The sequence below is a fragment of the Variovorax sp. MHTC-1 genome (assembly GCF_003984645.1).
Taxonomy (GTDB): Bacteria; Pseudomonadota; Gammaproteobacteria; order Burkholderiales; family Burkholderiaceae_C; genus Variovorax.
This window is the reverse complement of sequence record NZ_RWKI01000003.1, coordinates 319991-332492: the sequence shown is the minus strand read 5'-3', so window position 1 is coordinate 332492 and position 12502 is coordinate 319991. Positions and strand designations below refer to the sequence as shown.

Annotated in this window: 14 protein-coding genes; 5 read left to right on the top strand and 9 right to left on the bottom strand. The window is 68.3% G+C overall.

Annotated elements, in window-relative coordinates:
• Entirely contained in the window at positions 1-321 is a 321-nt protein-coding gene (gene sugE / locus EJI01_RS07365) for a quaternary ammonium compound efflux SMR transporter SugE (RefSeq protein ID WP_126836456.1), read from the top strand.
• Between the two features lie 3 nt (positions 322-324).
• On the opposite strand, the gene EJI01_RS07360 is transcribed toward sugE, so the two are convergent.
• From EJI01_RS07360 to EJI01_RS07350, 3 genes are read right to left on the bottom strand one after another with little or no spacing between them, the layout of a single operon-like run.
• On the bottom strand, positions 325-1302 hold the full coding sequence (locus EJI01_RS07360) for a Bug family tripartite tricarboxylate transporter substrate binding protein (RefSeq protein WP_126836455.1): 978 nt from the start codon (positions 1300-1302) through the stop codon (positions 325-327).
• A gap of 31 nt (positions 1303-1333) precedes the next feature.
• Positions 1334-2488 (bottom strand): CaiB/BaiF CoA transferase family protein, encoded by a 1155-nt coding sequence (locus EJI01_RS07355; protein WP_126836454.1) that lies wholly within the window; start codon positions 2486-2488, stop codon positions 1334-1336.
• Between the two features lie 12 nt (positions 2489-2500).
• Positions 2501-3451: a hydroxymethylglutaryl-CoA lyase gene (locus EJI01_RS07350; protein WP_126836453.1), complete on the bottom strand. Its 951-nt coding sequence runs from the start codon at positions 3449-3451 to the stop codon at positions 2501-2503.
• 110 nt (positions 3452-3561) lie between these two features.
• Here EJI01_RS07350 and EJI01_RS07345 point away from each other — a divergent pair, with 110 nt between their 5' ends.
• Entirely contained in the window at positions 3562-4467 is a 906-nt protein-coding gene (locus EJI01_RS07345; RefSeq protein ID WP_126836452.1) for a LysR family transcriptional regulator, read from the top strand.
• Positions 4468-4476: 9 nt separating this feature from the next.
• Here the strand turns inward: EJI01_RS07345 and EJI01_RS07340 are convergent, their stop codons facing one another.
• Positions 4477-5400 (bottom strand): LysR family transcriptional regulator, encoded by a 924-nt coding sequence (locus EJI01_RS07340; protein WP_126836451.1) that lies wholly within the window; start codon positions 5398-5400, stop codon positions 4477-4479.
• A 104-nt stretch (positions 5401-5504) separates the two neighbouring features.
• Here EJI01_RS07340 and EJI01_RS07335 point away from each other — a divergent pair, with 104 nt between their 5' ends.
• Genes EJI01_RS07335 through EJI01_RS07325 form a run of 3 tightly spaced genes read left to right on the top strand, consistent with a single transcriptional unit; the run spans position 5505 to position 7712 of the window.
• Positions 5505-6395 (top strand): MBL fold metallo-hydrolase, encoded by an 891-nt coding sequence (locus EJI01_RS07335; protein ID WP_126836450.1) that lies wholly within the window; start codon positions 5505-5507, stop codon positions 6393-6395.
• Entirely contained in the window at positions 6392-7048 is a 657-nt protein-coding gene (locus EJI01_RS07330; RefSeq protein ID WP_126836449.1) for a DsbA family protein, read from the top strand. The genes EJI01_RS07335 and EJI01_RS07330 overlap by 4 nt, the downstream gene beginning before the upstream one ends.
• Positions 7049-7091: 43 nt before the next feature.
• Positions 7092-7712 carry an NAD(P)-dependent oxidoreductase gene (locus EJI01_RS07325; protein ID WP_126836448.1) on the top strand — a complete coding sequence of 207 codons (621 nt, stop codon included), beginning with the start codon at positions 7092-7094 and terminating at the stop codon, positions 7710-7712.
• Between the two features lie 153 nt (positions 7713-7865).
• Here the strand turns inward: EJI01_RS07325 and EJI01_RS07320 are convergent, their stop codons facing one another.
• The 5 genes from EJI01_RS07320 to EJI01_RS07295 all read right to left on the bottom strand — a co-directional run bounded on the left by EJI01_RS07320 (position 7866) and on the right by EJI01_RS07295 (position 12465).
• Positions 7866-8570 carry an ABC transporter ATP-binding protein gene (locus tag EJI01_RS07320; protein WP_126836447.1) on the bottom strand — a complete coding sequence of 235 codons (705 nt, stop codon included), beginning with the start codon at positions 8568-8570 and terminating at the stop codon, positions 7866-7868.
• On the bottom strand, positions 8563-9321 hold the full coding sequence (locus EJI01_RS07315; RefSeq protein ID WP_126836446.1) for an ABC transporter ATP-binding protein: 759 nt from the start codon (positions 9319-9321) through the stop codon (positions 8563-8565). The genes EJI01_RS07320 and EJI01_RS07315 overlap by 8 nt, the downstream gene beginning before the upstream one ends.
• Positions 9318-10289, bottom strand: a complete 972-nt coding sequence (locus EJI01_RS07310; RefSeq protein ID WP_126836445.1) for a branched-chain amino acid ABC transporter permease — start codon at positions 10287-10289, stop codon at positions 9318-9320. Before EJI01_RS07310 ends, EJI01_RS07315 begins: the two co-directional genes overlap by 4 nt.
• The gene (locus EJI01_RS07305; RefSeq protein WP_126836444.1) at positions 10289-11161 is read right to left on the bottom strand and encodes a branched-chain amino acid ABC transporter permease; all 873 of its coding nucleotides are present in this window, start codon (positions 11159-11161) and stop codon (positions 10289-10291) included. The genes EJI01_RS07310 and EJI01_RS07305 overlap by 1 nt, the downstream gene beginning before the upstream one ends.
• A 131-nt stretch (positions 11162-11292) precedes the next feature.
• Positions 11293-12465 carry an ABC transporter substrate-binding protein gene (locus tag EJI01_RS07295; RefSeq protein ID WP_126836443.1) on the bottom strand — a complete coding sequence of 391 codons (1173 nt, stop codon included), beginning with the start codon at positions 12463-12465 and terminating at the stop codon, positions 11293-11295.
• Positions 12466-12502: the final 37 nt, after the last annotated feature.

The following is a 12502-nucleotide window of genomic DNA, read 5'->3' as shown; positions in this document are numbered from 1 at the left end:
ATGGCATGGATCGTCTTGTTCATCGCAGGCTTGCTCGAGGTCGGCTGGGCCATCGGCCTGAAGTACACCGAAGGCTTCACGCGGCTGTGGCCCTCGGTCGGCACCGCCGTGTCGATGGTGCTCAGCGTGGTGCTGCTGGGCTGGGCGATGCGCACCCTGCCCGTGGGGACGGCCTATGCAGTGTGGACAGGCATCGGCGCGGTGGGCACCGTGGCGCTGGGCATCGTGCTGTTCCACGAGCCAGCCACGGTCGCGCGGCTGGCCTGCGTGACGCTGATCATCGCCGGCATCCTCGGGCTCAAGCTCACCAGCGCAGTCTGAGCCTCACTCCAGCGTCACATTCGCCTTCTTCACCAGCGCCGCGTAGCGCGCCGCCTCGCTGCGGAAGTACGTCGCGGCATCTTCCGGCGTGCTCGGCTTGATGATGTTGCCCTGCTTGGCCATCGCCTCCTGCACCTCGGCGCTGGAGAACGCGGCGACGACGGCATCGTGTGCGCGCTTGACCTCGGCCGCCGGCAGCTTGGCCGGCCCGATGACGGCGAACCAGCCTTCGACGCTGTAGTTGGGCAGCCCCTGCTCGGCGATGGTCGGAATTTCGGGCGCGGCCGGCGAGCGCGCGGAGCCGCACAGGCCGATCGCGCGCAAGGCGCCGCTCTTGATGTGCTGCTGCACCGCCGGCAGCGCCACCACGCCCATCTCGACCTGGCCGGCGATCATGTCGATCACCATCGGACCGGTGCCCTTGTACGGAATGTGGCGCGCCTTGACGCCCGCCTCGTCCAAGAACATCTCGCCGGCCAGGTGAATGATGGTGCCGTTGCCCGATGACGCGTAGTTGTAGCCGTCGGGCTTGGCCTTGAGCAGCGCGACCAGTTCCTTCACGTTCCTGGCCGGCACCTTCGGGTTCACCAGCAGCACCAGCGGCGTCGCGCCGACCACGCTGATGGGCGTGATGTCGTCGATGGCGTCGAAGGGCATCTTCTTGTAGACGCTCGGGTTGATCACATGGTTGTTCGACACCATGCCGAGCGTCATGCCGTCCGGTGCCGCCTTGACGACGACCGAGGTGCCGGTGAGACCGCCGGCGCCCGGCAGGTTCTCGATCACGACCGGCTGGCCGAAGGCCTTGCCGAGCGCCGGTGCGGCGGCGCGCGCAATGGTGTCCACGCCCGAGCCGGCGCTGATCGGCAGGACGATGCGCACCGGCTTGTCGGTGCCCTGGGCGAATACCGGAATCGCGGACAGGCCCAGCGCGGAAGCGCCGAGGCCGAGCACCGTTCGGCGCGAAAGGGTGGGGTTCATCTTTTGTCTCCTTGGTCTTCGAAAACTCATGTCAGATTGCTTCGCGCGCCGCCAGTTGCGACAGCACCTCCTCAGTGTGCTCGCCCACGCGCGCCAGCGCCCGCCGCACGCCGGGGCGACGGCCGCCCATCAGGAGCGGCAGCAGCACCACTTCGGTCATGCCGCCATCGTCGCACTCCATCGGCACCAGGCCCCCGCTGGCCTTGAGGTGCGGATCGTCCATCAGCTGGTCGGGCCGCACGATCGGCGCGTAGGGAATGCCGGCTTCCTCGAGCCTGGGCGCCAGGTCCTCCACGCGATGCCGGGCGAAGATCTCGCCCAGCCGCTTCAGGAGGGCCGGCCGCACCGCGACGCGCAACGCATTGGTGGCCAACGCCGGATCCGCAGCGAGTTCAGGCGCATCGATCACGCGGCAAAGGGTGAGGAACTGCTTGTCGCTCACCGCGCCGATGAAGAGCTGCTCGCCTTCGGCCAGCGTGAAGACGTCGTAGACGCTCCAGGCCGACACGCGCGAGGGCATCGGCGGCGGCGGCTCGCCGGTCATCGCGAACTGCTGCATGTGCTGCGACGAGAGGAACACGCAGTTCTCGAACAAAGCGCTCTGCACTTCCTGTCCCCTGCCGGTACGCTCGCGCTCGCGCAGCGCGGCCAGCACGCCGATCGCGCCGAACATGCCGCCCATGATGTCGTTGACCGAGGTGCCGGCACGCAGCGGCCTGCCCTCGGGGCCGGTCATGTAGGAGAGCCCGCCCATCATCTGCACCACTTCGTCGAGCGCCAGCCGGTTCTCGTAGGGCCCGGGCAGGAAGCCCTTGTGCGTGACATAGATCAGGCGCGGGTACTTCTTCGACAAGATCTCGTAGTCCAGGCCGAGCTTGCTCATCAGCCCCGGACGGAAGTTCTCCAGCACCACGTCGCACTGGCCGACCAGCTCGGTGGCCGTGGCGCGGCCTTCTTCGGTCGTGATATCGAGCACCACGCTCTTCTTGTTGCGATTGAAGGAGCGGAAGAAGCCGATGCCCAGGCCCGGCAGCTTGCGCGTCTTGTCGCCGCCGGGCGGCTCGATCTTGATCACCTCGGCACCGAGGTCGGCCAGGATCATGCCGCACGTCGGGCCCATCACCATGTGCGTGAACTCGACGACGCGGACGCCGGCGAGCGGGAGCTTGTTGTCTTCAGCGTTCATGAAGGGCTTCGGTCAGGCGAGCGCGGTTTCGGGGGCGAAGGTCTTGGGCAGGCCGGCGCGCCAGAGCGTGCCGTGCAGCGTCTCGCCGCCGAGCCACTCGGCCACGCGCTGGCGCAGCGCGAGCAGCTCATCGATGTCGACGCCGGCGGCGATGCCCATGCTGCCCAGCATGTAGGCCAGGTCTTCGGTCGAGACATTGCCGCTCGCGCCGGGCGCATGCGGGCAGCCGCCGATGCCGGCCAGGCAGGCATCGAAGCGCGCGACGCCGACTTCGAGCGCGGCGTAGACGTTGGCCAGGCCCAGGCCGCGCGTGTCATGGAAGTGGCCGCACCAGAAGCGATCGCCCGCGATCTTCAGGGCCTCCTCGAAGAGCTCGCGCACCATGGCCGGGTCGGCATAGCCGACCGTGTCGGCCAGGCTCACGCGGTCGGCGCCGGCATCGAGCAAAGCCTGCATCAGGCGCAGTACCTCGCTCTTCTCGACCCGGCCCTGGATCGTGCAGCCGAAGGCCGTGCCGACACCGCCTTCGATCAGCGTCGCGGAACCGGCCGCGTCGCGCGCCGCGCGGATGCGGGCGACTTCCGCCACCACCTCGTCGGGCGTCTTGCGCAGGTTGGCGAGGCTGTGGGCATGGCTGGCCGAGAGCGGCACGATCATGAGGTCGGCGCCGCTTTCGATCGCGCTCTCGGCGCCGCGCAGGTTGGGCACCAGCACCGAGACGAAAAGATCTGGCAACTTTTTTGCGAACGTGACCAGCTCGGCCGTGTCGGCCAGCTGCGGCAGGAGCCGCGCCGGCACGAAGGAGCCGACCTCGATCTCGCGCTGGCCGGCGGCATGCGCCGCGCGGACCCATTCGCGCTTGTGCTCGGTGGGCAGGATGGTCGCGATGCTCTGCAGGCCGTCGCGCAAGCCGACTTCGCGAATGACGGCGCTGCGCGGCAGCCGCGGATTGGGTGCTGGCATGTTGTCTCCGGACATCGGCATGGGCGCCGATGCATGCATGGACTCTAGACATTCCGTTTTGATTGCAAAAGCGGTAATCTGGAACGCCCAACATTCCGAATCGGAACTTCATGCGCGACCTGGATCTCACCAGCCTGCGCCTCTTCGTGGCCGTCTGCGAAACCCGCAACATCGCCCGCGCCGGCGAGCAGCAGCACATCGTGGCCTCGGCGATCAGCAAGCGCCTGGCGCAGCTCGAAGACGTCGTGGGCGAAAAGCTCTTCGAGCGCCGTCGCCGCGGCGTGACGCCGACGGCGGCCGGCGAGATCCTCCTGGAACACGCGCGCGCCATGCTCGCCAGCGCCGACCGCGTGGCGCGCGACATGGCCGACTATGGCCGCGGCGTGAAGGGACAGGTGCGCGTGCTGGCCAGCATGTCCTCGATCGCCGAGTTCCTGCCTGACGACATCGCGGACTTCCTGCAGACGCCGGCGCACCGCGACATCCGCGTCGATATCGAAGAAGCCTTGAGCCGCGACCTGGTCCGCGCCCTGCGCGAAGGCTCGGCGCCGGTGGGCGTGTGCTGGGATGCGGCGGATCTCGAAGGGCTGCAGGCCTGGCCCTACCGGCGCGACCGGCTGGCCATCGTCGCGCATCCTTCGCACGCCATCGCGCGCCGTCGGCGCTGCAGCTTCGAAGAGACGCTGGCGTTCGACCACGTGGGCCTGCCCGCATCCACCGCGGTCCACATCATGCTGGCGCGGGCGGCCGCCATCATCGGCCGGCCGCTCAGCTACCGCGCGGCGGTGTCGACCTTCGATGCGGCGCTGCGCTGCGTGCGCGCGAACCTCGGCATCGCCGTGGTGCCGCGCGAGGTGATCGATCCGCTCGCGGCCAGCTTCGGCCTGCGCGTGGTGCCGCTTTCCGACGCCTGGGCCGAGCGCAGCTTCGCGATCTGCTTTCGCAGCGAGGCCAACCTGTCGCCCGCCGCCAAGCTGCTGGTTGCGCATCTGCGCGACCGTGCCCGCACGGCCTGAGCGCCGGCCTCAACGTTTCTTCTTCGGTGCCGCGGGCGGCGGCCAATGGCGCGCATCGGAGAAGCGCGCCGCGAGGAAGTCCAGCATCGCGCGCAGCGCAGCCGGCATCTGGCGGCGTGAGCTGTAGACCGCGTAGACCCCCAACGCCTGGGGCCGCCAATCGGGCAGCAGCGCGACCAGCCGGCCGCTGGTCACCAGCGGCGCCGCCGAATATTCGGGCTGCATTGCGATGCCGGCATCTTCGAGCGCGGCAGCGAGCAGCACCCGCGATTCGTTGGCGCTGAGATTGCCGCCCACCGGCAGCGCGAGCTGCCGGCCGTGCCGCTCGAATTGCCAGAGGCTCTTGCCGAAGTAGGAATGGGTGAGGCAGTTGTGCAGCGCGAGCTCCTGCGGCGAGCGCGGCGTGCCGTGCGCGGCCAGGTAGGCCGGCGTGGCGCACACCACCGAGCCGCAGCTGCCCAGGGGCCGCGCAATCAGGTTCGGGTCGAGGTCGTTGGTAATGCGGATCGCGAGGTCGATGCGTTCCTCCACCAGGTTCACCGTGCGGTCGCTGATCTGCAGGTCGACAGCCGTCTGCGGATACAGGCGCAGGAAGCTCGCCACCGCCGGGGCCAGGATGTCCTGCGCCAGCGACTGGGCGCAACTCAGGCGCAGCAGACCCTGCGGCACATCGGCCGGCGTGTCGGCCGCCACCGGCATCAGGCCGGCGAGCTCGAGCATCAGACGGCAGCGCGCAAGCGTCTGCTCGCCTGCCGGCGTGAGGCTGATGCGCCGCGTCGTGCGATGCAGCAGGCGCGCGCCGGCCCATGTTTCCATGTGCGCGAGGTAGCGCGTGACCATGGCGCGCGACATGTCGAGCGCCTCGGCCGTGGCCGTCATGCTGGCGCGCTCGGCGACGTTCACGAACACATTGGCGGCGGTGATGCGGTCCATGATCTGATCGATTTAAGCAACAAACCTTTGCATCGTAGGCGGTTTTTCGATCGGATGGAGAAACATAAGATTCGCTCCATTCCAACCCATCAGGCGCTTTCCACATGATTCGCAGAACACTCCTCGCCGCAGGCATCGCCTCGCTCGCAGCCGTCCATGCCCTGCCGGCCTTGGCCGCCGAAGCTGCCCTGCAGCTCGAGGTCTACAACCCGGGCGACAAGGCCATCTTCCCGGTCTCCTCGGAAATCGTGAGCGGCCGCAACGAGGCCGTGCTGATCGACGCGCAGTTCCAGCGCAACGACGCCGAAGCCCTGGTGCAGAAGATCAAGGCCGGCGGCAAGAAGCTCAGCACCGTCTACATCAGCCACAGCGACCCCGACTTCTACTTCGGCCTCGACGTGATCAAGGCCGCCTTCCCCGACGCGAAGATCGTGGCCACGCCGCAAACGGTGGCGGCCATCAAGGCCTCGATGGACGGCAAGCTCGCCTACTGGACGCCGATCCTCAAGGACAACGCGCCCAAGGCGCTGGTGCTGCCCGAGCCGCTGGAGGGCGACACCATCCTGCTCGAAGGCCGCAAGCTCGAAGTGAAGGGCCTCCAGGGTGCGACCCCGGCGCGCAGCTATGTTTGGATTCCTTCGCTCAAGACCGTGGCCGGCGGCGTGCCTGTGTTCAACAACACCCATGTGTGGATGGCCGACACGCAGACGCCGGCCTCGCGCGAGGCCTGGCGCAAGACGCTCGACAGCATCGCTGCGCTGAAGCCAGCGACCGTGGTGCCGGGCCACTACCTGGGCCAGGCGCCGAAGGGGCTGCAGGCCGTGAAGTTCACCGCCGGCTACCTCGAGAGCTTCGAGCGCGAAGCCGCGAAGGCCAAGGACTCGGCAGAGCTCATCGCCGCCATGAAGAAGCACTACCCGAGCCTGGGCCAGCTGTCCTCGCTCGAGCTGAGCGCCAAGGTGATCAAGGGCGAAATGAAGTGGCCGGCGCAATGAATGGCCCTGTCCTGCACTACGTGTTCGACCCGCTGTGCGGCTGGTGCTACGCGGCCGCGCCGCTGGTCCAGGCGGCACGCACGGTGCCGGGTCTCGCGATCGCGCTGCACGGCGGCGGCATGATGACCGGAGCCAACCGCCGGCCGATCACGCCCCAGTGGCGCGACTACGTGATGCCGCACGACCGGCGCATCGCGCAGCTCACGGGCCAGCCCTTCGGCGAGGCCTACTTCGAAGGCCTGCTGCGCGACACCACTGCAGCGATGGATTCCGAACCGCCGACCACCGCGATCCTCGCGGCCGAAGCGCTCGGCGGCCGCGGGCTCGATCTGCTCCAGCGCCTGCAACGCGCCCACTACGTCGAGGGGCGCCGCATCGCCGACACGGCGGTGCTGCATGAACTCGCGATCGACATCGGGCTCGACGGCGACGCGTTCGCTGCCCTGTTCGCACAGCAGGCGGGCGAAGCCACCCGGCAACACATCGCCGACAGCCGTGCGCTGTTGGCACGCGTTGGCGGCGGCGGCTTTCCGACCTTCGCGCTGGCGCGCGGCGACGGCCGCCTCGAACGCATTGAAGCCGGCGCGTGGCTGGGCCGGCCCGAGGCCTGGCAGCAGCAGCTGCTGATGCAGATGGCGCAGCAAGCCGCCTGAGCGTCCTACTTTTTTCTTTTTTCGTTCAACCAGGAGTCCTCTCATGAGCAAAAACATCGCGATCCTCGGCATCACCGGCCGCGCCGGCTCGCGCATCGCCACCGAACTGCTGCAGCGCGGCTGCACCGTGACCGGCATCGCGCGCAACACCGCGAAGGCCGAAGCCAAGCCCGGCCTCACCCTCCAGCAGGTCGACGCCACGCAGCTGGACGCGCTCGTGCCGCTGCTGCGCGGCCATGACGCCGTGATCAGCTCGACCCACTTCGCAGGCGGCATCGACGCCGCCACGGCCATCGCCGCCGCGAAGAAGGCCGGCGTGCCGCGCCTGCTGGTGGTCGGTGGCGCCGGCAGCCTCGAGGTCGCGCCGGGGAAGGCCCTGGTCGACACGCCCGAATTCCCCGCTGCCTACAAGACGGAAGCACTGGCCGGCCGCGCGTTCCTCGAAACGCTGCGCGCCGAGAAGGAGCTTGACTGGACCTTCATCTCGCCCTCCGCGCTCTTCGAGCCCGGCGAGCGCACCGGCGCCTACCGGGTCGGCGCCGACCAGCTGCTGGCCGATGCCAACGGCAAGAGCCGGATCTCGATGGAGGACTACGCGATCGCGATGGCCGACGAGATCGAAAAGCCGGCGCACTCGCGCCGGCGCTTCACTATCGGGTATTGACTCTCCCCCAGGCTTGCTCGCTTCGCGTAGCCTCCACCCCCTTTCAGGGGGCGCCGCCCTGCGGCCCGGCGAAGCCGGATCCGCGGCGGCTCCCGGTGGGAGCGCGCCGCTAAGCCTCCAGTGTTGTCTTCGTGACCCGCATGTGAAGTCCGCTCAGCGCGCGACGCCGAGCAGCCGCTCCAACACCTCGGGCTGCGCGCGCAGCGCGGCCGCGCGATCGGCATGCACCACTGTGCCATGGTCGAGCACCACCGCATCGTCGGAGATCGAGAGGATCGCCTGCGGATGCTGCTCGACGATGATCGCTGCGAGCCCTTCGTCCTGCGTGAGGCGGCGGATCGCGCGCAGCAGCTCCTCGACGATGATCGGCGCCAGGCCTTCCAGCGGCTCGTCGAGCAGCAGCAGCCGCGGGTTGACCACCAGCGCGCGCCCCACCGCCAGCATCTGCTGTTCGCCGCCCGACAGCTGCGTGCCGAGGTTGCCTTTGCGCTCGGCCAGGCGCGGGAACATCTCGTAGACGCGCTGCGGATTCCATTTGCCGGGCCGCTCCACTGCCGTCAGGTTCTCGTGCACCGTGAGCGACTTGAAGATGTTGCGCTCCTGCGGCACCCAGCCGATGCCGGCCGCGGCGCGCTGGTGCGGCGAAAGCTTGTGCAGCGCCACGCCGCCGAGCGCGATGCTGCCGCCATGCTGGCGCGTCGCGCCGGCCAGCGTGTTGATCAGCGTGGTCTTGCCGGTGCCGTTGCGGCCCAGCAGCGCCAGGGTCTGACCTTCGCCGAGGGTGAGTGCGATGTCGTGCAGCACCACGGCCTCGCCGTAGCCGGCGCTGAGCTTCTCGATGCGAAGAAGTTCAGACATGCACGGCTCCTTGGCCGAGGTACACCTCTTTCACCTTCGGATCGTTCGCGATCGTGTCGGGGTCGCCCTCCGTCAGCAAGGCGCCGTTGACCAGCACCGTCATGCGGTCGGCGAAGCTGAACACCAGGTCCATGTCGTGCTCGATGAGCAGCACCGACACGTCGGCCGGCAGGGCCGCCACGGTCTGCAGCAGCTCCTCGCGCTCGCCGGCCGGCACGCCGGCCACCGGCTCGTCGAGCAACAGCACGCGCGGCTCGCAGGCCAGCGCGATCGCGATCTCGAGCAGGCGTCGCTTGCCGTAGGCGAGCTGCCGCGTCTGCTGCTGCGCGACATCGGCGAGATGAAATTGCTCGAGCAGTTGCGCAGCGCGTTCCGTCACCCTGGACGTCGAGCCCAGCGGCCGCCACCACTGCGCGGCCAGCCCAGCCTGCTGCGAGATCACGAGCGCCAGCGTCTCCAGCGGCGTCATCGAATCGAAGAGCTGGTTGATCTGGAAGGTGCGCACCATGCCGCGCGCGACGCGGCGGTGCGGCGCGAGGCGCGTGATGTCTTCGCCCTCCAGCACGATGCGGCCCGCCGTCGGCGTGAGCACGCCCGTCAGGAGGTTGATCAGCGTGGTCTTGCCGGCACCGTTGGGGCCGATCAGCGCGTGGCGCGCGCCGCGCTTCAGGTTGAGCGTGACGTTGTCGGTCGCCGTGATGCCGCCGAAGCGCATCACGAGGCCGGTGGCAGAGAGGACGATGTCGTTCATGGCTTGGCGCTCCGGCGCACGCCGAACCAGGTCCACGGCTTCAGCAGCCGGTCGCGCCCCACCAGCACCAGGAGCACCAGGAGCAGGCCGATCCAGAACATCCAGTACTGCGGCGTCACCGCGGAAAGCCAGTTCTGCAGCAGCTTGAACACGATCGCGCCCGCCACGCCGCCGTAGAGCCAGCCGACGCCGCCGATCACCAGCATCAAGAGCACATCGGCCGAGCGGTCGAAGGCCAGCACGTCGAGCGAGGCGAAGCCGGTGGTCTGCGCCAGCAGCGCCCCCGAGGCGCCGGCGACCGCGGCGGCCACGGTGTAGATCACCGCGATGCGCGAGATGACCGGGATGCCGATTGCCATTGCCCGCAGCCGGTTGTCGCGAATGGCCTTCAGCGTGGCGCCGAAGGGCGAGTGCACGATTCGCCGCATCAGCAGGAAGAGGACGAGCATCACGGCCAGCGAATACCAGGCGGCCGTGCGGCCGTACAGATCGAACTCGAACAGGCCCAGCACCGGCCCCATCACCACGCCCTGCAGACCGTCGGCGCCGCCGGTCAGCCAGTCGAGCTTGTTGGCGAGCTCGAGCAGGAGCAGCGCCGTGCCGAGCGTGACCATGAGCCGCGTGAGATCGCTGCCGCGCAGGATCGTGATGCTCGCCAGCGCGCCCAGCACCGCGCAAAGCAGCACCGCGACCACCAGGCCCGCGGTCGGATCGGGCATCACCAGCTTGGCGAACAGCGCGGCCGTGTAGGCGCCGAAGCCGAAGAAGGCCGCATGACCCAGCGACACGATGCCGGTGTAGCCGAGGATCAGGTCGAGCGACATCGCGAACAGCGCGACGATCGCGATCTCGTTGATCAAGAGCGCATGCGAGGGAAAGAATCCCGGCAGCAGGAAGGCCAGGCCCCAAGCCGCGAACTCCCACGGCCGCCAGCGCGTCTTGTGCAGGAGGGATTTCTGGAAATCCATCACTTCCCTCCCCTGCGCGTGAACAGGCCCTGCGGCCGCCACATCAGGATGAGGATCATCAGCAGGTAGACCGTGAAGGCGCCCATTTTCGGAATGAAGTACTTGCCCGCCACGTCGGCAATGCCGAGCAGCAGCGCGGCCAGCAAGGGGCCGGTGATCGACGAGGTGCCGCCGACCGAGACCACGATCAGGAAATAGATCATGTACTTGAGCGGGAAGGTCGGGTCCATGCCGAGGATCTCGGCGCCGAGCGCGCCGCCCAGCCCCGCCAGCCCCGAGCCGACCGCGAAGGTCAGGAGGAACACCACGTTGACGTTGATGCCCAGCCCGGCCGCCACGCGCGGATCGTCCACCGCAGCGCGCAGCCGGCTGCCGAAGCGCGTCTTCGACAGGATGAGCTGCAGCACCACCGTGAGCACCGCGCATACCGCGATGATGAAGAGCCGGTAGTGGCCCATGCCCAGCACCCAGGGATCCTCGCCGACCTCGGTGCGACCGCGCAGCCACTCGGGCAGATGGATGTTCTGCTGCGAGGAGCCGACGAAGTAGTCGATGGCGGCGACCGCCATGAAGGCGAGGCCGATCGAGAACAGCACCTGGTCCAGGTGCGGCTTGCCGTACATCGGCCTGTAGAGCGTGCGTTCGAGCAGCGCGCCGGCCAGCGCGACCACGATGAAGGCGAGCGGCAGGCAGGCCAGGAAAGGCAGGCCCAGCTTCTGCATCGCGAACACCGTGAGATAGCCGCCGGCCATCGCGAAGGCGCCATGCGCGAGGTTGATGAAGTTCATCAGGCCCAACGTCACGGCCAGGCCGACCGCGAGCACGAACAGCAGCATGCCGTAGGCGATGCCGTCGAAGAGGATGGTGAGCATGCTTGGGTGAGGGGCTCTATGGCTCTATTCCAGGAACACCGCGGAACCGGCTTTGCCGGGCCGCTGGTGTTGCCCCCGGCGAGGGGGTTGGCGCAGCGACACGAAGTGCGCGAAGCCTGGGGGTGAGCTAATTATTTGGCCTTGCCCGGGTCTTTGACTGCCTTGATCGCGTCGAACTCCACGTTGTAGAGCTGCCCGTCCTTCTTCTCGACCTTGCGCAGGTACACGTCCTGCACGATGTCGCGCGTCTGCGGGTCGATCAGCACCGGGCCGCGCGGGCTCTCGAAGTTCTGGCCCTTCATCGCAGCCAGCAGCGCGTCGCCGCCGCCCTGCCCCTTGGTGGTCTTGAGCGCTTCGTAGATCACGTGCATGCCGTCGTAGCCGCCCATCGCCATGAAGTTGGGGCGCATGTTCTTGTTGGCCTTCTGGAAGGCCTCGACGAACTTCTTGTTGAGCGCCGACGGATGCGCGGCCGAGTAGTGGTGCGTGGTGACCACGCCCAGCGCGCCGTCGCCCATGTCGTTGAGCTGGTCGTCGTCGGTCACGTCGCCGGTGGCGATCATCTTGATGCCGGCCTTGTCCATGCCGCGCTCGATGAACTGCTTCATCACGGCCGCGCCGGCGCCCGAGGGCACGAAGACGAACAGCGCATCCGGCTTGGCGTCGCGCACCTTCTGCAGGAAGGGCGCGAAGTCGGGGTTGCGCAGCGGCACGCGCAGCGAATCGAGCACCTTGCCGCCATTGAGCTGGAAGCGCTCCTTGAAGTACTTCTCGGCATCGTTGCCCGGGCCGTAGTCGGTGACCAGCGTGACGACCGACTTGATGCCGTTCTTCGGCGCCCAGTCGCCCATCGCAACCGAGACCTGCGGCAGCGTGAAGCTGGTGCGCACGATGTAGGGCGAGGCCTCGGTGATGCTCGAGGTGGCCGCAGCCATCACCACCATCGGGGTCTTCGACTGCGTAGCGATCGGCGCGGTCGCCATGGCCGATGGCGTGATGCCGAAGCCGGCCAGCACATCGACCTTGTCGTTCACCACCAGCTCCTGCGCGAGGCGCTTGGTCACGTCGGGCAGGCTGGTGTCGTCCTTGACGATGAGCTCGATCTTCTTGCCCGCCACGGTATCGCCGTTCTGCGCCATGTAGAGCCGGGCCGCGGCCTCGATCTGGCGGCCGGTGGTGGCCTGCTGGCCGGTCATCGGAAGCACCAGGCCGATCTTGAAGGCGTTGCCCTGCGCCTGGGCCAGCGGCATGGCCAGCGCGACGGCCGCGAGGCTCGCGGCCTGGATGAGTTGGCGACGTTGCATGGAGTCTCCTATTTCGATGGATGCAGAACGGGGTTAT